This is a genomic window from Flavobacterium hydrocarbonoxydans (genome assembly GCF_009789235.1).
GTDB lineage: Bacteria > Bacteroidota > Bacteroidia > Flavobacteriales > Flavobacteriaceae > Flavobacterium > Flavobacterium hydrocarbonoxydans.
The window spans coordinates 177,870-196,623 of sequence record NZ_WSTB01000002.1; the positions used below are offsets into that span (position 1 = coordinate 177,870).

At 34.6% G+C, this 18,754-nt stretch carries 18 protein-coding genes; 8 read left to right on the plus strand and 10 right to left on the minus strand.

The window, feature by feature from the left end:
* Positions 1-57 precede the first annotated feature (57 nt).
* The 5 genes from mtgA (at position 58) to GON26_RS04025 (ending at position 5,103) form a co-directional block, all read left to right on the plus strand.
* Positions 58-825 carry a monofunctional biosynthetic peptidoglycan transglycosylase gene (gene mtgA / locus GON26_RS04005; protein ID WP_202110832.1) on the plus strand — a complete coding sequence of 256 codons (768 nt, stop codon included), beginning with the start codon at positions 58-60 and terminating at the stop codon, positions 823-825.
* Entirely contained in the window at positions 815-1,762 is a 948-nt protein-coding gene (locus GON26_RS04010; RefSeq protein WP_160373439.1) for a lipid A deacylase LpxR family protein, read from the plus strand. The genes mtgA and GON26_RS04010 overlap by 11 nt, the downstream gene beginning before the upstream one ends.
* Before the next feature lie 211 nt (positions 1,763-1,973).
* The gene (locus GON26_RS04015) at positions 1,974-3,266 is read left to right on the plus strand and encodes an aminopeptidase P family protein (protein ID WP_160373440.1); all 1,293 of its coding nucleotides are present in this window, start codon (positions 1,974-1,976) and stop codon (positions 3,264-3,266) included.
* Positions 3,267-3,273: 7 nt separating this feature from the next.
* Positions 3,274-4,173, plus strand: coding sequence for an alpha/beta fold hydrolase (locus tag GON26_RS04020; RefSeq protein WP_160373441.1), 900 nt, complete (start codon positions 3,274-3,276; stop codon positions 4,171-4,173).
* 150 nt (positions 4,174-4,323) lie between these two features.
* Positions 4,324-5,103, plus strand: coding sequence for an alpha/beta fold hydrolase (locus GON26_RS04025; protein ID WP_160373442.1), 780 nt, complete (start codon positions 4,324-4,326; stop codon positions 5,101-5,103).
* A 63-nt stretch (positions 5,104-5,166) separates the two neighbouring features.
* Here GON26_RS04025 and GON26_RS04030 read toward each other — a convergent pair whose 3' ends face one another.
* Entirely contained in the window at positions 5,167-5,541 is a 375-nt protein-coding gene (locus tag GON26_RS04030) for a hypothetical protein (protein WP_160373443.1), read from the minus strand.
* Positions 5,542-5,559: 18 nt separating this feature from the next.
* Entirely contained in the window at positions 5,560-5,880 is a 321-nt protein-coding gene (locus tag GON26_RS04035; RefSeq protein WP_160373444.1) for a roadblock/LC7 domain-containing protein, read from the minus strand.
* A gap of 285 nt (positions 5,881-6,165) precedes the next feature.
* Here GON26_RS04035 and GON26_RS04040 point away from each other — a divergent pair, with 285 nt between their 5' ends.
* Complete coding sequence (locus GON26_RS04040; RefSeq protein ID WP_160373445.1) at positions 6,166-6,309, plus strand: hypothetical protein; 144 nt, start codon at positions 6,166-6,168, stop codon at positions 6,307-6,309.
* Here GON26_RS04040 and GON26_RS04045 read toward each other — a convergent pair.
* The 7 genes from GON26_RS04045 to GON26_RS04075 form a co-directional block, all read right to left on the minus strand.
* Positions 6,306-6,992: an ATP-binding cassette domain-containing protein gene (locus GON26_RS04045; protein ID WP_160373446.1), complete on the minus strand. Its 687-nt coding sequence runs from the start codon at positions 6,990-6,992 to the stop codon at positions 6,306-6,308. The two genes, GON26_RS04040 and GON26_RS04045, sit on opposite strands and share 4 nt — an antisense overlap.
* A 301-nt stretch (positions 6,993-7,293) precedes the next feature.
* Complete coding sequence (locus tag GON26_RS04050) at positions 7,294-10,059, minus strand: PD-(D/E)XK nuclease family protein (RefSeq protein ID WP_160373447.1); 2,766 nt, start codon at positions 10,057-10,059, stop codon at positions 7,294-7,296.
* A gap of 63 nt (positions 10,060-10,122) precedes the next feature.
* On the minus strand, positions 10,123-11,586 hold the full coding sequence (locus GON26_RS04055) for an OmpA family protein (RefSeq protein WP_160373448.1): 1,464 nt from the start codon (positions 11,584-11,586) through the stop codon (positions 10,123-10,125).
* A 113-nt stretch (positions 11,587-11,699) separates the two neighbouring features.
* Positions 11,700-12,893 (minus strand): glycine C-acetyltransferase, encoded by a 1,194-nt coding sequence (kbl, locus tag GON26_RS04060; protein WP_160373449.1) that lies wholly within the window; start codon positions 12,891-12,893, stop codon positions 11,700-11,702.
* 82 nt (positions 12,894-12,975) lie between these two features.
* On the minus strand, positions 12,976-16,128 hold the full coding sequence (locus tag GON26_RS04065; RefSeq protein WP_160373450.1) for a UvrD-helicase domain-containing protein: 3,153 nt from the start codon (positions 16,126-16,128) through the stop codon (positions 12,976-12,978).
* Positions 16,129-16,291: 163 nt separating this feature from the next.
* Complete coding sequence (locus tag GON26_RS04070; RefSeq protein WP_160373451.1) at positions 16,292-16,891, minus strand: lipoprotein signal peptidase; 600 nt, start codon at positions 16,889-16,891, stop codon at positions 16,292-16,294.
* A gap of 127 nt (positions 16,892-17,018) precedes the next feature.
* Positions 17,019-17,219, minus strand: a complete 201-nt coding sequence (locus GON26_RS04075) for a hypothetical protein (protein WP_160373452.1) — start codon at positions 17,217-17,219, stop codon at positions 17,019-17,021.
* Positions 17,220-17,395: 176 nt separating this feature from the next.
* Here GON26_RS04075 and GON26_RS04080 point away from each other — a divergent pair, with 176 nt between their 5' ends.
* Entirely contained in the window at positions 17,396-17,752 is a 357-nt protein-coding gene (locus GON26_RS04080; RefSeq protein ID WP_160373453.1) for a roadblock/LC7 domain-containing protein, read from the plus strand.
* A 40-nt stretch (positions 17,753-17,792) separates the two neighbouring features.
* Entirely contained in the window at positions 17,793-18,173 is a 381-nt protein-coding gene (locus GON26_RS04085; RefSeq protein ID WP_160373454.1) for a hypothetical protein, read from the plus strand.
* Between the two features lie 194 nt (positions 18,174-18,367).
* On the opposite strand, the gene GON26_RS04090 is transcribed toward GON26_RS04085, so the two are convergent.
* Positions 18,368-18,748: a TraR/DksA family transcriptional regulator gene (locus GON26_RS04090; protein ID WP_116753876.1), complete on the minus strand. Its 381-nt coding sequence runs from the start codon at positions 18,746-18,748 to the stop codon at positions 18,368-18,370.
* Between the last annotated feature and the right edge of the window lie 6 nt (positions 18,749-18,754).

Consider the following 18,754-nt stretch of genomic DNA (forward strand, 5'->3'; position numbering starts at 1 on the left):
TTTTAATTTTGAAAAACATACCTATTTTTGTTGAATAAAATTAGCAGACTTACAATAATGGCAGCCAAAAAACCAGTAGCAAAAAAAACACCCGCAAGTAAAACTAAATCTTCTCCAAAGAAGTCCAACAGAACCTTTGGAGAAAAAGTAAAATGGTTTGTGATTAAATCATTGTTGTGGTTTTTTGGTCTCTCAATAGGCTCGGTAATCGTTTTTAAATTTGTACCTGTGCCTTTTACACCCTTGATGCTTATTAGAGCTATCGAAAACAAAATGGATGGCAAGGAAGTTTATTTTGATCATGACTGGGAACCGATTGAAAAAATTTCGATGAATTTACAAAAAGCCGTAATCTCTAGTGAAGACGGAACTTTTTTAACGCACAACGGTTTTGATTTTAAAGCTCTTCAAAAAGCATATAAAAGCAACGAACGCGGACGCCGAATTCGTGGCGGAAGCACCATATCGCAGCAAACTGCCAAAAATGTTTTTCTCTGGCAGGGCAAAAGTTATTTCCGTAAAGGGCTCGAAGCTTATTTTACCGTACTGATAGAACTTATCTGGGGCAAAGAACGCATCATGGAAGTGTATCTGAACAGTATCGAAATGGGTGACGGAGTTTACGGAGCCTATGCCGCAACAGAACATTGGTACCATCGTGACGCTTCTAGTTTAACGCCAATGCAGGCAGCGGGAATTGCTGCTATTTTGCCTAACCCAAGAAAATTTAAAGCAACAGGATCTTCGAGCTACATCAATCGTCGAAAAGAAAAAATAGTTCGTATCATGCGTACTTTAGGCAAAATCGATTATAATGCGAAATAAAAAAGCTTTTTTAGCGCTTTTATTCTTCGCAACAGCCTTGTCTTTTGGTCAGGAAAGAACTTCCGAAATTGGTTTTATCAGCGATAACGATTTGTACACCTCGTCAAAAAACGATATGTATTACACCAACGGATTAGAACTTTTTTATCGTTTTTTATCTAAAAACAGTAACGAAAAAATAAATAAAAAAATCACCGAATTCAGAATCGGACAATATTTATACAATCCAAGATACATTAATAAAGACGCCGTTTCGATCAACAACCGTCCTTTTGCAGGGTATCTTTTTGCCGAAGCCGGACGAGGTTTTTTTTATCAAAATGAATCGGTCTTAAAAACTGATTTCCAGTTGGGTTATCTGGGTCCCAATTCGTATGGAGAAGAAGTACAAAAAGGTTTTCATAATCTTATTGGCTATAAAAAAGTGTATGGCTGGGAAAACCAAATTCATAATGCGTTTGCTGTACAGGGCCATGTTCTTTTTTCAAAAAAAATATTCCCAAAAAAACACCATGATTTTGTTGATGTTCATTTTCAGTCCGAAGGAAATATTGGAACCATTTTTACAGGCGTTTCTACAGGATTTCTAACCCGAATTGGTTTTAAAAAATTACTTTCGGTTTACGATTCTAATTTGCATGATGCTTCGGTAAGTGCAGCACCTCAATTTAATGTTCGTGAATTCTATTTTTATGCGGCTCCTTCATTAAATTACCAATTGTATGACGCTACGATTCAGGGAAGTTTGTTTAGTAATACCAGCCCAATAACGTATCATTTAAAACCCTTTCGTTTCAATTTAGAAGCGGGTTTCAAGTACCGACACAACAATCTTAACTTATCTTACACTTTTATCTACAGAGGAAAAGAGCAAAAAAACGATGCTATGACGGGTTACTTTTACGGTTCCATCCGTGCTTCGTACTTACTCAAATAAGTACAACTGCTTCTTTATTTTTTTATCTTTTAAAATAAATCTTTTTGTTAAAGTGATTTTTCTTTTAATAAAAATAATCTGCATCCTATTTTAGATAGAAAAAACATTCAAAATTAATTTGCAACAATAAGAAAACTTTAATAAATCAATTTTGTGCTACTTCTTCAAAAAGTAGTAATTTTGAAATTCCAAGTTCAAAAATGAAATAATTATGAAATATCATCAAATAAACAGCGCTCTTTTTGTAAAAAACCGCAAAAAATTCACGGCAGAAATGAAACCTAACAGTGTTGCCGTTTTTAATTCTAATGACATTTACCCAATTAGTGCCGACAGTACGATGCCGTTTGCACAACACCGTGACATTTTTTACCTGAGTGGTGTTGACCAGGAAGAGAGTATTTTGCTTTTGTTTCCGGATGCTCCTTACGAAAACCAAAAAGAAATGCTTTTCCTGAAAGAAACCAACGATCATATTGCGGTTTGGGAAGGCGAAAAACTAAGTAAAGAACGTGCTTTTCAGGTATCTGGAATCAGAACGGTTTACTGGCTGCAGGATTTTCATAAAATTCTGAACGAAATGATGACGTATGCTGACACGATGTACATTAATACAAACGAGCATTACCGTGCGACAGTAGAAACGGAAACCCGTGAAGCGCGTTTTGTAAAATGGTGGAAAGAGCGTTACCCAGCACACAATGTGGCAAAAAGTAACCCAATCCTACAACGCATTCGCTCGATAAAAGAAAGCGAAGAAATCGATTTGATTCAGCAAGCCTGTGATATTACAGAGAAAGGTTTCCGTAGATTATTATCGTTTGTAAAGCCAAATGTTACCGAGTACGAAATCGAAGCCGAACTGGTTCACGAATTCATCCGTAACCGATCAAAAGGTTTTGCTTACACTCCTATTATCGCTTCCGGTAATAACGCGAACGTTTTACATTATATCGAAAACAATCAGCAATGTAAAGCAGGCGATTTAATTTTATTAGACGTTGCGGCAGAATATGCTAATTATTCCAGTGATATGACCCGAACCATTCCGGTTTCAGGAAAATATTCAGACAGACAAAAAGCCGTTTACAATGCCGTTTTACGAGTAAAAAACGAAGCGACAAAAATGCTTGCTCCGGGAACACTTTGGAAACAATATCATATTGAAGTAGGTAAAATCATGACTTCGGAATTACTTGGTTTAGGATTGATTGACAAAGCCGATGTTCAGAACGAAAATCCGGAATGGCCTGCTTACAAAAAATATTTCATGCACGGAACTTCTCATCACATGGGACTTGATACGCACGATTACGGTTTGCTTCACGAGCCAATGAAAGCCAATATGGTTTTTACGGTTGAACCAGGGATTTATATTCCGGCTGAAGGTTTCGGAATTCGTCTGGAGGATAATGTGGTGGTTCAGGAAAAAGGAGAACCTTTTAACTTAATGCGCAACATTCCGGTTGAAATTGATGAAATTGAAACTTTGATGAACTCGTAATCGCAGCATGAAAAAGATTCTTTTAGTTGTTTTCCTGCTTGCTTTAGGAAAGACCGTCGCTCAAACCGAAGGTTTTTCTAAAAACAACGATGCCAGCGAAACCTATTACAAAACATTCGGAAAAGGCGAACCGCTATTAATCATTAATGGCGGTCCCGGAATGAATAGTAATGGTTTTGAAGAGATGGCGAAAACTTTGGCCGAAAATCAGCAAACGATTATTTACGACCAAAGAGGAACCGGAAAGTCGAAACTTGTCAAAATTGATGCTAAAACAGTTTCGATGAAATTGATGGCAGATGATATCGAATCGTTGAGAAAACATCTTAAAATTGAAAAATGGAATATCCTTGGGCATTCCTTCGGCGGAATGCTGGCTTCGTATTACGCGACCCTTTACCCAAACAGCATCCATAAACTGGTTTTATCATCGTCTGGCGGAATCGATTTAAGTTTGTTAAAAGGCAGAAATCTGATTGAAGCCGGTTTAACCAAAACCGAGAAAGATTCGATGAATTACTGGAATGACAAAATCGAGAAAGGCGACACCTCGCATGCTGCAAGACTGGCCCGCGGAAGAGCAATGGCGCCTGCGTATGTATATGATAAAAAATATATTCCGATAATTGCCGAGAGATTAACACAAGGAAATTCAGCTATCAACAGTTTGTTATGGAGCGATATGCAGCAAATGCCTTTTGACTGTGCTCCTAAACTAAAAGATTTCAAAAATCCGGTTTTAATCATTCAGGGAAAACAAGACATTGTAGGCAAAGAAATCGCTGATATTGCCCATAAAGCTTTTTCAAACTCAAAAATTGTTTTGCTCGACCATTCCAAACATTACGGTTGGCTCGATGCCAGAGAGAAATATTTTTCAGAGATTAATTCTTTTTTGAAATTATAAATAATAACGGCTAGCAGAAATGTTAGCCGTTTTTGTTTTTTATCGCCATAAATGATTTAAAAAATTTCCATAAAAATCCTTTTCACAAAATAAACTTATATTTCTTATATGGTTTAACCTTCCCTATCTTTGCCTTTTTAAAACATTACTTTGAAAACGCTTCTATACAAAAATACCAAAATAGCCTACACAGATTCCGGCGAAGGAACTGCAATTGTCTTCCTTCATGGTTTTCTGGAAAACCAAACCATGTGGAACGATTATATTTCTTTTTTTTCTGATAAATATCGGGTTATTACGATTGATTTATTAGGCCATGGCGAATCGGATTGTTTGGGTTATGTACATGAAATGGAAGACAATGCCAATGTGGTTCACGAGGTTTTAAAAACAGTACACGTCCGAAAAGCAATGCTCGTTGGGCATTCCATGGGTGGTTATGTGGCTTTGGCTTTCGCCGAATTATTCCCGAAGAACATCAAAAAAATAGTTTTGCTGAACTCAACTTCCAGAGAAGATTCTGCCGAAAAAAAGACAAACAGAAGCCGCGCGATAAAAGCAGTAAAACAAAATTATATTGCTTTTGTAAGTTTGGCTATTGCCAATTTATTCAGCGAAAACAATCGAACACTTCTGGCTGCCGAAATTGAAAAAGTTAAAGAACAAGCCTTAAAAACACCGTTACAGGGAATTATAGCTTCGCTGGAAGGAATGAAAATTAGAAAAGACAGAATGGCGCTTTTGCAAGCCAATCTTTTTCCTGTTTTATTGATTTTGGGCAAAAAAGACCCTGTTTTAAGCTACGAAGAAAGTCTCTCTCAGGTTGATGATACTACTGCCGAATTAGTTTCCTTTGAAGACGGACACATGAGCCACATCGAAAATAAAGAAGAACTTAAACTTGTCCTGACTGACTTTTTCGGTAAATAATAAAAATAAAAAAAGCTGCTCAGGTAATTGAGACAGCCGTTTTCATTGGTGGTGGTAAAAAAATTATAATTTTGTTATAATGTCTTTTTTGAATTTTGACAAAGTTGCTCTTGTCAATCCCAAGTTTGCTTTTTTAGCATCAACCGCCAGGTAAATAAAATAGTTTCCGTCTTCAGAAACATCTATAATGTGCAATTGATCTGTAAGCGTAATCAAAATGTCATTAATTTTTTGCTCTAAACCTAATGCTTTAATTGCATTTTGTTTCGCTTTAACAACTTCTAAATTATAAGCAGAAGCCAATTCCGGATCAAAATTTGGATCCAAAGAAAGTGAACAATAAGACATTCCTGTTTGAATCTCTGTTACCGAAACAGCTATAAATCCATTAACGTTTTCTCTCAAATCGTTTTGAAAGTTTTGTAAAAAATCTGACATGTTTTAATTGTATTTAAATTAATTATTAAAAACTGAATCTAATTTGCGAAGCAAAAGACCCATTTTACTTAAATCTTTAGAAAGCAATGCAACGCAGTTATCATCCTGATCTTTATTTGCCACCACAATCCCGTCATTATTCTTAATCATCAATTGTTTAAGGTCGCCATTATTAAGATCTTCAGACATCTCCAAACTCATTTTCAATATCATTCCAATCATTGCCGCAACATTTCCGTCATATTCTAAATTAACAGATTCGAGAAGAATTCCGTCGATATTAAAAACCAATCCCGATTCAGCTCCAGTCTCTTCAACAAGTGTATTTAAATCAATCATATTGCTGTTTTTGTTTTATAAGAAAGGTCAAAGTTATTTTAATAATGACAATTGCCCGATAAACACTTGTTAAAAAAAAACACAGCCTAACACACTGAATCACTTTTATTTATAGTATAATATTTAAGTGTTTTAGAAAATAATAACGCAAAAAAAATTAACAGAAAAAAGGAATGCTTTTGAAAAAACAGTCTTTTATTCTATTAAATTCATTTGTGCGAAAAACGCTTTTGTAAAACTCAGATTTAGGGGAGTTTTTAGTAAATTTGTAAAAAATTAAGCCCTATGAAAACCGTCGAAGAATTACGTTTTGATCTGAATGTTAAGTTAATGAAGTTTAGAAGATTTCGTTTTGAAAACGGAAGCATAAACAATAGCCCTGTACAGGAAACCGAAAAAAAAGGTTTTTTCAAAAAGATATTTAGCTAAGAATTAATAGTCATAAAAGCAGAGCTTGTGAGATAACCTTTCTCAACAAGCTCTGCTTTTTTATTGATATTGTGCACTTTACCTTCTTTTATCAAAAGCAACCGTGTCGAAATACGCATTACATTTTCATAATTATGATCGGTTATGATTATTCCTTTATTTTCAGCATTAGACCTGATCATTTCGTTTACCATTTCGATCATTAGAGGCGACAAACCATTATAGGGCTCATCCAATAAAACAAATTTGGAAGAATTAAAAAGTATTGTTTTAATTTCGAGATAGCGCAATTCTCCAGTGGACAAGTGTCGTATCTTTTTTTTCAAAAGCGGCGAAATAAATTCATCTTTACTAAAAACATCCCTTTTTTGTTTATCGATCGATAATGAAATTGCTCTCTGAACAGACAGATGATTCGGAGTAAAATGATCCTGATGTAAATAATTAACTTCTTTAAACAACGCATTTGTATTATTTTTCGAAACTCCATCAATACGGATACATTTATTAGGCGCAGGAACTATTCCGAAAATCACTTTCAACAAAGTCGATTTACCAGAACCATTTCTTCCCAACAAACCCACAATTTCTCCCGTTTCGCATTTCAGGTAAATATCCGAAAGAATACTCCTTTCATTATATTTCTTTTGAATGCCATCTACTTCTAAAATATGTTTTTTCAAAATATTTTCTTTATTAAAAAAAGAACAAAAGCAGCACATAAAGCCACAATAAAAGTCAAAATATAGCTCAATACTAAAAGCTGAATTTTAGAAATTCCGTTATTCGAATAAAACAAATAGTCGTTCTTATGGTAGATTTCTTTGTATCCAATACTCATCAAAAAACCAAAACTAAGAAATACTATAAAAAAACTATCAAAACCGCCAAATACGAGGGCAACTGCGCAAACCAGCAAGTTAATACTTAAAGTAGTTTTAAAGAATTCGAATATATTATGCAGCTTTCTGATAGAGATTATTTTTAAAGGATTGTTTCTTCGAAAGGAATATTGGTGTCAAAAATTTCTTTGAGCAGCAAAACAATTTCTTCTACATAATTATGGAGTATTTCATGAGAAACCACTTGCTCTAATTCTTTTTCTTCTTTAAAGCCAAAAGGCAAAAACCCTGATTTTAAATTTTTAAACGAAATAATTCCGGCTTCCATAGCAACACCATTAGCATGACCTTCATACATAAAGGCATAGGCCAGAACCTGAATGATTTTGTCGTTTTTAAGCTCCTGTGTCAATCCATTCCATGATTTCAGGACAACATTGGCTTTATCGACTTTTCCGGTCTTATAATCAATAATTCGTATTTTTCCGTTGCGAAGTTCAATTCGGTCAACATTTCCTTTTATTAAAACCGGAAAAGGCAGAGCCGGATGAATAAGTTCTCTTTCAAATGTTTGTTCCAAAGCAATAATCTGTACGGCATCGCCATTTTTAATCGATTCCAGTTCGAGTTTCAGAAAATTAAAAACATTTCGTTTTGCCACTTCAAAAGCCAGCAGGTTTCTTCCTTTTTTAATTTCGCCTTCTTTATAAACCAATTTGAATTGTTTTAAAACTTCCTCATCCAAAAGTTTAAAGCAATTAGAAAGATCTGCTTCCGAAATAAATTTACCAATAAACGGTTGATATAAGGCTTCTAAAGTTTCGTGAATAATGGTGCCTAAAGTATTCAGGGCAATATTTTCCTCCACTTCTTCGACTTCCCGAATTCGTAAAATTTTCTGGAAATAAAAATCAATCGGATTCCGGATATAACTAGTCAATGCTGATGGCGAAAAACCTTTGGCTGCAATTTCCTTCAAACGCTCCATAACCGCAGCTGATTTCTGCACCACCATGGGCTGGTAAGCACTCGCGGGCAAAACCGGATTATAAATATCAAAAGTCAAATTATGCTTCAGCTGTTTTTCCACTTCAAGCTGTGTTATAAATCGGCTGCGTTCACCGGCATCAAGACCATCATTTTCAGTATTATAAATCAGGTATATATTCTTTGCTCTTTGCAGTAAATGATAAAAATGATAGGTATAAATGGCGTCTTTTTCTTTAAACGTTGGCAAACCCAGTTCACGTTTCACATCATAAGGAATAAAAGAATTTTGAGATTTCCCGGCAGGAAACTTACCCTCATTCATTGATGTCACAATGACTGTTTCGAAATCCAGTACACGGCTTTCCAGCACACCCATAATCTGCAAACCATTTAGGGGTTCTCCTTCAAATGAAACTTCGGCAACATCAATAACCTGTTTATAAATCGCATACAACGTCTGAATATTATCGATATGATGATGCTGAGAATAATAATTAATCAATTTATTTATGACTTTGAAAACAGCAAAAACAAATGTCTTGGCTATTTTTTCTTCCTCATTATCATTATTAAAATTTTCTTTAATCAAAAGTAAAAGCGCCGATATATTTTCAAGAACCGCTACAGATCCATTTTCCCATTTCTGAAACAACAATCCGAATAAATTAGTTGGAGAAGGATTAAGTTCGAGCAAACGTTTATGAGTAATAAAAGTGTAATTATTCTCATTTATAATGGCAACCAGCTTACTGGTTTTTGCATACGGCTCTACAAGTGGATGCGTTAGAATATCCAGCACATCTTTATAATAAAAAACATAACTCTCCCCTTTTCTGGAAAGTGCATTAGTGTGCATTTTAAATAATTTTGCCACTAATATTTGGGACGGATTATTTTTCCCCGAATAACCCATGGTGATATTCAATGCCCCAACCGAAGCTGGCAAAGAATACAAAACCGGCATTAGCAAATTTTCTTCACCAAGCACAATAGCAACTTTATCCAGTGAAGAAATAGGATTTTCGTTAATTATATTTTCAACAATACTACCTGCAAGTTTAGCTTGCCCGATAGTTTTTGGAGTTCCAATAACCTGAATGTTTTTAGGCTGCGAAAAATCATCTACAATCCAATCAAAAGAATTTGATTTATAATGTTTCCAGCTTTCTTTAAACCGACGAACAAAAAGTCCGGCATCGTGATACGGATCGTTTAAAAAAGTCTGATCAACATCCCAATATATTTTAGCCTGATCAAGAGCCAGAAGGTGTTGTACAATTTTTTCTTCAGCAGCATTTAAAGCATTAAATCCTGCAAAAACAAAAGTTTTATTTGAAATTGTATTTGAAAAGTGATTTAAATTATTAACCGCTTCTCTATAAATCAATCCCTGATAACCAAATCCTTTATTCAACAAATGATGATACAATGAATCATAGTACAGCGGAAGTAATTTCCAGAAATCAATATAATTCTCTAGTAATTTGGTTTTGTTTTCAACTTCAATTCCCCATTTTTTGATGTCTTCAATATCTTTTAGATAAGACAAAACATGATTAGAGTCTAATAAATAGCGATCAATTTCATTAAAATCCTGTAAAAGTGTTTTTGCCCAATTGGCAAATAATTCAAAAGATTGTTGATGTTGTTTTTCTGTAACCGAAAGATAAACTTCATAAAACTCAAATAAAAGTTCAATAGCATCAATAGAACGAACAGAAGCAACATCTTGTACAAAATCTTCGATGCTGATTATTTCTGGACAGAGAATAGTTTGTTCCGTTTGATTTTTCAACGCTTCAATCAAAAAAACCTTTGCTCTTTTATTAGGTAGTATTATGGTTATCTCAGCAAGTCTGTCTGCATAATCCTGAATTATAACAGCTGCAATTTTTTCGAGAAAAGAAGTATTTATCATTTGATAAAAATAAAAAAAGCCATTCAATTAAGAATGGCTTTTTAAAATTATTTGAAAACTAAATTATAGTTTACCTTGGTATTTAGAACCAATGTGTTTAATTTCAGTTCTTCTGTTTTGAGCTTTACCTGCAGCAGTTTTGTTACTTGCAACTGGCATAGACTCACCAAAACCTTTAGACTCTAAGTTATCAGCGCTAACTCCTCTTGCGATTAAAGCATCTTTAACAGCAGCTGCTCTATCTTCAGAAAGTTTTTGATTCAATTTATCAGAACCATCGCTATCTGTGTGCCCTTCAATACTGAATTTTGCAGTTGGATAGTTTTTAAGGATTTCTTTAATTGCATCTAATCTAGCTGGAGTTTCTTTGTCTCCGCTTTTGAAAGTAGCTTTACCTGAGTTAAAGTAAACCGCTCTAGCTTGAACTTTAAGTTCTTCTAAAGCTTCAGAAGTTACTTCAGGACATCCTCTGTTACTAGCTGGACCAGCTACAGTAGGACAATCGTCATCTTTATCAGCGATACCATCTTTATCAGCATCTAAGAAAGGACAACCACCATTTTCTTTAGGACCAGCAACTGTAGGACATTTGTCATCTTTATCAGCAACACCGTCACCGTCAGCATCTGGACATCCGTTTAATGCAGCTAAACCAGCAACATCTGGACAAGCATCTTTTGCATCAGCAATTCCGTCTCCGTCAGTATCAGGACAACCGTTTAAAGCAGCTAAACCAAATACATCTGGACAAGCATCACTTCCGTCAACGATTCCGTCTCCGTCAGTATCAGGACATCCGTTGAATTGTTTTAGACCAGCAACATCTGGACAAGCATCATCTTTGTCATAGATTCCGTCACCGTCAGTATCTTTACCTCCAAATTTGAAAACGATACCAGCAGTGTGTTGGAAGTGAGATGGAGCATCTGGAGTTCCAGAAGCATCTTCTCTATCACCAAATGACCATTTGTATCTTGTACCTAATTCAAGACCAATAGCATCAGTAAACCAGAAAGTAACACCAGCACCTGGGTTAACTGTTCCGTAGCTACTGTCTCCAAAGAAAGTATAACCAGCTCCAACAGATAACGAAGGATCGATTATTTTAGATTTGATTAATTCTTGGAAGCTGTACTTTAAAGTAGCATCAATTCCGTAATACATCAAATCACCTGGATTAGTCACAACCATACCACGACCATCGTGATCTGGAGCACTTGGATCAAAAATAACATATTTGTCAATTTTGTTTACAGAACCTTGTAAACCTACAGAGAATCCGCTACCAACGTATCTAGACACACCAATGTAAGATAGCGATGGAAGTACATTCCAGTTGTCTTTAGCAGCGAATGGCTGAGAAAAGTGTGCTGGAAAAAAGTCAACATGTTCTGGACTTGCACTAGTCCTTGTATCCACAGCATTAACTCCAAAAGAGATAGCCCACGGATTGTTACTGTCTTGCGCGTGAGAAGTTAAACCCATCACCATCATCACAGCAACTAAAAGTTTGTTAAGATGTTTCATACTTAATTTTTTTAATTACAATTTAGTTAATTACAAGCAAAAGTAACACCAAATTTTTTAAATACAAAATGAAATGTTAAAAAAAACCTACAAAAAATTAATTAAAGTGGTAATTATATAACTTTTAACATTTTTCCGACTGATATAAAGGCGTTTATAGCACTGTCTAAATGCTGTTTAGTATGGGCTGCCGAAAGCTGAACCCTAATTCTGGCTTTTTCTTTAGGAACAACCGGAAAGAAGAATCCTATTACATAAATTCCTTTTTTCAGAAGCTCATCTGCCATGATTTGCGATAATTTTGCATCATAAAGCATTACCGGAACGATTGCAGAGTCGCCATCGATGATGTCAAAACCTGCTTCTTTCATTCCTTTTTTGAAATAATTGGTATTCCATTCTAATTTATCTCTTAACGAAGTATCTTTTTCTAAAAGTTCAAAAACTTTAATAGAAGCCCCAACAATGGCTGGTGCCAAAGAATTTGAAAACAAATAAGGTCTTGAGCGCTGACGCAATAATTCTATAATTTCTTTTTTAGCCGTTGTGTAGCCTCCCATCGCTCCACCTAAAGCTTTTCCAAGTGTACCTGTTATAATATCAACACGGCCCATCACTCCTTTTGCTTCCAGCGTACCTTTACCTGTCGCACCTATAAATCCTGCAGCATGACATTCATCAACCATAACCATTGCGTCATATTTATCAGCCAAATCACATATTTTATCTAATGGTGCCACAAGCCCATCCATAGAAAAAACACCATCAGTAACAATTAATTTAAAACGTGTACCTGCCTCATTCGCTTTAATTAGTTGTTGTTCTAAATCTTCCATATTGTTATTTTCATAACGATAACGGGCCGCTTTGCACAAACGAACTCCGTCTATAATAGAAGCATGGTTTAAACTATCCGAAATGATAGCGTCATTTTCACCTAATAATGGTTCGAAAACCCCACCATTTGCATCAAAAGCAGCTGCATAAAGAATCGTATCTTCTGTACCGTAAAAATCAGCTATCTTTTTTTCTAATGTTTTATGAATATCCTGAGTACCGCAAATAAAACGCACTGATGACATTCCGAAACCATGAGTATCCATTGCATCCTTTGCTGCCTGAACGACCTCCGGGTGTGATGAAAGTCCTAAATAATTATTAGCACAAAAATTCAAAACTTTTTCTCCTGTAGAAATAGTGATTTCCGCATCCTGCGCAGAGGTTATAATACGTTCTTTTTTAAAAATTCCGTTTTCTTCAATAGTTTGCAATTCGTTTTGCAAATGCTCTTTTATTTTACCGTACATTTTTTATTCTTTTTAAAACGTTAAATATTAACAGTTTACACTTTAAAAACCCCGTTAATCCTTTAACATCTGATTAATTTTTTCACAAATTTACTACATCGATTTCGGTTCCTATATACACCAAAGCCCTTTTTAACACTTTGTATCCCAAATCCTCAATAGCATCCTGATATTCTTGAATTTGTTGTTTGTATTTAGGATTAATGGCTCCGGTTTTATAATCTAAAAGATAAGCTTCTTTGTTTGGAGTCAATACAATTCGGTCTGGTTTTAGAATTTTCCCTTCTTTCTGAACGATAGTCTGCTCATTCAGCACTTTGTTTTCTCCATTAAAACAAATACTTAATTCAACATGATTTACAATTTCCTGAAGGGTTTTAAAAACAACTTCTTTTTGATCATAAGTAATCAACCCATTCTCTAAAGCTTTGGTAATGGCCAAATCAACATCTGATCTATCTTTTACGAAAGCCAGGATTTCATGAATCACATTACCGTACGAAATTGCTTCCTGCTGATGCGTACCCCACATCAAAGCCTCTCTTTGGGCAATTTTAATGTTTTTAGGATTTAAAACTTCGGCAACCATTGGAATCGTTTTTACAAAATCTTCGGATGGGTTTGATCGGGAAAGTTTTTGTTTATTTCCGAATTCGTATTCCAGTTTTTCTTCTTCATAAACACCCTGATTTATTAAAAATTTAATAAAAAAAGAAGCCATATTACTCGGAAACTCTCCATCTTTTCTTTCTTTGATTGTTTGAGAAATTACAAACAGCTGCTCTTCGGCTCGCGTCAGTGCTACATATAACACATTAATATTATCCAGTAATTCTTCTTGTTTCTTTAGATTAAAAACAGCCGAAGCATTTTCGCCAAAACCCTCAACAGCGGTACTATTGTCGATTAAGGCTTTCGGGACTCCTAAATCATCTTCTGTATCGAGCCACAATTTATCTTTTGGCTTTCGATTATAATCTTCTTCTGCGAAAGGAAAAATAACTACCGGAAATTCTAACCCCTTCGATTTATGAATCGTCATAATACGAACGGCGTTTTTTCCTTCAGGAGAAGGTATGCTAAATTTCTCCCCGTTCTTATCCCAATAACTCAAAAAGTCTGCAATTCCGGCTTGATTACGAATATCTCTTTCCAAAACAATATCCAGAAAATACTGCACATAAGCATTCCCTTCCTGTGGAAGAATAAATTTAGAAATGATAATCTCCACAGCTTCGTACAATGATTTCTTCCGAATGTTTTCAAAAGACAGCGAAACATCAAATGATAAAAGCCAATTTTCGAATTCACTTTCCTGTCTGCAAGCCATTCCCTGAGCAATAAAATCATGAACAGGCATTGTAAGCTCTTTGTTTGAAGCCAAAAAATGCAGGAAATTCGCTTTTGCCTCTAAATCGGCATTATTATTCAAATATTTAAGTAAATGAACAATCAAACGAACTTCTGTTGCGTTTTGAATCATCAAAGTTTCTGATGATAAAAGTGGAATGTTTTGCTCGGTTAAATAATTTGCGATAGCGATTCCCTGATCTCGTTTTCGTGTCAGAATCACAATATCTTTGTATTCGAATCCTTCCCGAAGTACTTTCTGAATTGTATTTAATGTCGCCAAAACATACAAATCGTCTTTTTCGACTTCTTCTTCATCAGCAACGTCATTTTTTTCTATCACTGGAAGAAAAGAAATATTGACATAACCTCCTTTTTTTGAATTTGAATTCTGAAAACTATGGTTTTCATACAAATCCTTATAATCTTCGTTTGAAAATTCAGTCGAAATCAGTTTAAAAAAAGCATTATTAAAATCGATCACCTGACTATAACTGCGGTAATTGGTATCTAAGTGTTCAATTTTTTTATCTTTATTACTAAAGGGATTGACCTCTTTGCTCAATTCGATAAACTGCTCAGCCTTTCCACCACGCCAGCGATAAATAGATTGCTTAGGATCACCTACAATCATCAGCGTTCCTTTGTTTCCAAAATCATCCTGACCTGCAAGTGCGTTATCAATCAACGGAATCAGGTTTTGCCATTGCATTTCTGAGGTATCCTGAAATTCATCAATAAAAAAATGACGGTATCTTTCGCCCAAGCGTTCATAAATAAAAGGTGCCGGCTGATTCTGGATTTCACGATGAATAATCGCATTGAATTCTGAAATCGATAAAACATTTTGTTCGGATTGAATTTTTGCCAGCTCATTACTTACAGTATTCAAAAGCGAAAGCGGTGTTATGTTTTTCAGGAAGGCTTTGTAAAAATCTCTTTTCTCGAAGTTTTTATAAATTTTTTCTAAAGTCTGAAGCAATTCAGGAATGATATTTTCGATTAAAGCCCTGTCTTTTGCCGTTTTATTAATCGCAATATCATCAAACTCGTGAAAAGTTTTATTTCTTGGATTGAATTTCCCGTCACGAATACTTTCTAAATGATTGGGAAAAGTACCTCTTGAAAATGATTTCAAATCAATTCCGTTTTTATCAATTAAAGAGAGTAAATCTGTTGCGAATCCAGCATTCTCTTTTTCCAAATCAAGACATAAAGCCAGCATTTTCTTTTTGATTACAACGAATTCTTCGATCGTTGTGTCCTGAAAATGCGAAATTTCGTTTCGGTTATTTTCATTCAGAACCAATCTTCCGGTTTCCAGAATTTCGCGTGAAATGTCCCAACTTTTATCATCGTCGGTTTTTTCCATCGTAAAATCCACCAACAGTTTCGTCAGCGTTTCATCCTGACCTGCCTGTGCAATAATAGCATCTACGGCTTCTACCAAAAGATTTTCGGTATCCAGCGTAACTTCAAAAGTCATTGGTAAATTTAAATCATGCGCAAAAGCACGAATCACTTTGTGTGTAAACTTATCAATAGTAGAAATATCAAACGCAGCGTAATTATGAATCAGATGCTTGATGATACTTTGCGATTTTGTTTTAATTTTAATGATTGAGAGCCCCGTATCACGAGACAAATCTTCCATTAAATCGAATGCTTTTGCGGAAGGTTCGTCTTTAGCAAACTCAGACAAACTCCCTACAATACGGCTTTTCATTTCATGAACCGCCTTGTTGGTAAAAGTTATCGCCAAAATATTTCGATAGGCATCATTTTTAGGAGAAGAAAGAATGATTTTTAGGTATTCTTTAACCAAAGTATAGGTCTTCCCTGAACCTGCGGACGCATCATAAATGGAAAAAGACGGACTTTGCATAAGGTTGGTTTTTTGTATGGTAAAAATAGAACATTAAATATTAAATCCCAATGAAGGATAGATCCAAATAAAAAATTCCAAATTCCAACTCTTTAGATTTTTATCTAAAAGAAATTGGAATTTGGAATTTATCCCGTCACTTCGGGATTGGAATTTTTAAATATTATGTTGTTTTAGGAAATGCTCTTTTATTAAAAACAAGCAGAATACCTACTCCTGTAGAAATCGCCACATCGGCAATATTGAAAATAGCATTAAAGAATGTAAAATGATTGCCTCCCCAAATTGGAAACCAGGTTGGTAAATTTCCTTCCCAAATAGGAAAATAAAACATATCGACCACCAAACCGTGAAACCAGGTTCCGTATGGTTCCGGCGAAAAAATGGTTGCCAGATTGTTATAACTGTCATCAAAAATAACTCCGTAAAAAACTGAATCGAAAATATTTCCGGCTGCACCGGCAAGAATTAAGGCAACAGCCACGATTAAATAGGTTGAATGATGTTTTTTTACCGCATCGTTTAACCAGTATCCAATACCGAATACAGCAAAAATCCTAAACACAGTCAGAATTAATTTTCCGTATTCTCCAGGAATCTTAGTTCCCCATGCCATTCCTTCATTTTCGATGAAATGAATTTTAAACCAACTAAAAACTTCATGTTCCTGACCCAGAACAAAGTTTGTTTTTACGTAAATTTTAGAAATTTGATCAATGAGTAAAACTAGAAATATAAGGAGATACGCTTTTCGTAATGACATTTTATAATTTTTTGATGGGCAAAAATAACAATTAAATCAAAAAAATCGCTCCCTAAGGAGCGTTAATTCTTTTATAATTAATAATTCAAAAAAAATCACAAACTTATCAGAAGCGAATTACAGCGTATTATTTAGCAGCTGGCTTCTTGGGTTGGGCTGGTGTATCTGAAAAAAACTCGGATATTGATTTAAAAATTCCTTTATTATCTTTCCCGCCATTTAATTTTTTAGCCTTTTCTGCTTTCAATTTAGAGCGTAATTTTTCAAATTCTTTCATTCTGGATTCAACATTCGAATTCACATCTTTGAATTTCAATACTTTAGCCATTTTGTAGGTTTTATGGGTTAAAAAATAAAATTATTAACATTTGAACTATACAATAATACACAAAATAATTTATATTTGTAAGTAAAATTTAACAATTGTTTAGCCGAAAAAACTGTAATTAATCAAATAACCTGTCTATCCTATAAACATTTTAACAAACTCCAAATCCAATCAAAATGAATGAAATCAAAAATACTCTAAGCGATTTTTTAATCAATACCAAAGCTGCATCGGCCTTAATTTTAGATGGAAAAGGAAAATTAATCACCTCATTAGACTTAGAATATGGAGATAGTGTTGCAGCAATGACAGCCGCCATATTATCAATGAGTGAAAAGCTTCTGGATGATTTAGATAAAGGAATTCTGAAACAGTTGTTCTTAAAAACTACAGATGGTGTCATAATTGGAAATAAAATAAGCAAATCAAACTTTTTAATCATTTTTTCGAATGATGGAAGCAATTTGGGATTATTTATGCGTACTACCGAAGAATTGGCAAACGAGCTGAGCAAAAAACCACTATTACAATAATTAAACAAAAATATCCATTAACAACAAATACCAATTAACCATGAGTAATGACTTTTTAAACGTGTTTTTATCAGAGATGAAAACAAATGTAAATGGCTTTATCGCCATCGCTGTAACTGAAATTGAAACAGGATTGAGTTTTGGAAACTTAACCGTAGATCCAGGTTTTGACCCTGAGTTGGCAGCAGCTTATAACCTGGAGGTTGTAAAAGCAAAACTGAGTGCTGTAAAAGCATTAGGTCTGAATCAGGAAATCGAGGATATTTTGATTACACTTTCGAATCAAATTCATATTATCGACATTTCTCCTAACAAAAAATTCATGATTTATCTTGCTGCAGATTCCACTAAAGCAAATTTAGGAATGACAAGAGCAGTCCTTAGAAAACACAAATTAGATCTGGAAAAAAATCTAGCTTAATCTTTTTTAAATTAATTAGAACCGTTCCTAATCAAAACGGTTCTAATTGAATTTTTATATTCCTCGTTGCCCCAAATCGCCCGTTGTTTAATTACTTCCATAACAACAGTATTCTTTCTTCTAAGAAAAAAGATTTCAATTTAATTTTAAAATAAAAAACGCCCCTAAAAAGGAGCGCTTATTTATCTTAATTCTTATCGTTGCAAGTTTTTCGCCTCGATACTCATTGTAGCGTGAGGAACAATTTTCAGTCTTTCTTTACTGATCAATTTACCTGTTACTTTACAAATACCGTAGGTTTTATTTTCTACACGGAATAATGCGTTTTTAAGGTCGCGGATAAACTTTTCCTGTCTGATAGCCAACTGCGAATTTGCTTCTTTCGACATTGTTTCGCTTCCTTCTTCAAATGCTTTAAAGGTAGGAGAAGTATCATCTGTCCCGTTATTCAAATCATTCATGTAAGCACTTTTTATTAAATCCAGATCGGCTTGTGCTTTTTGTATTTTATTTTGAATTATCTCTTTGAACTCTGCTAAATCAGCATCTGAGTATCTTGTAATTTCATCTACCATTGTTAT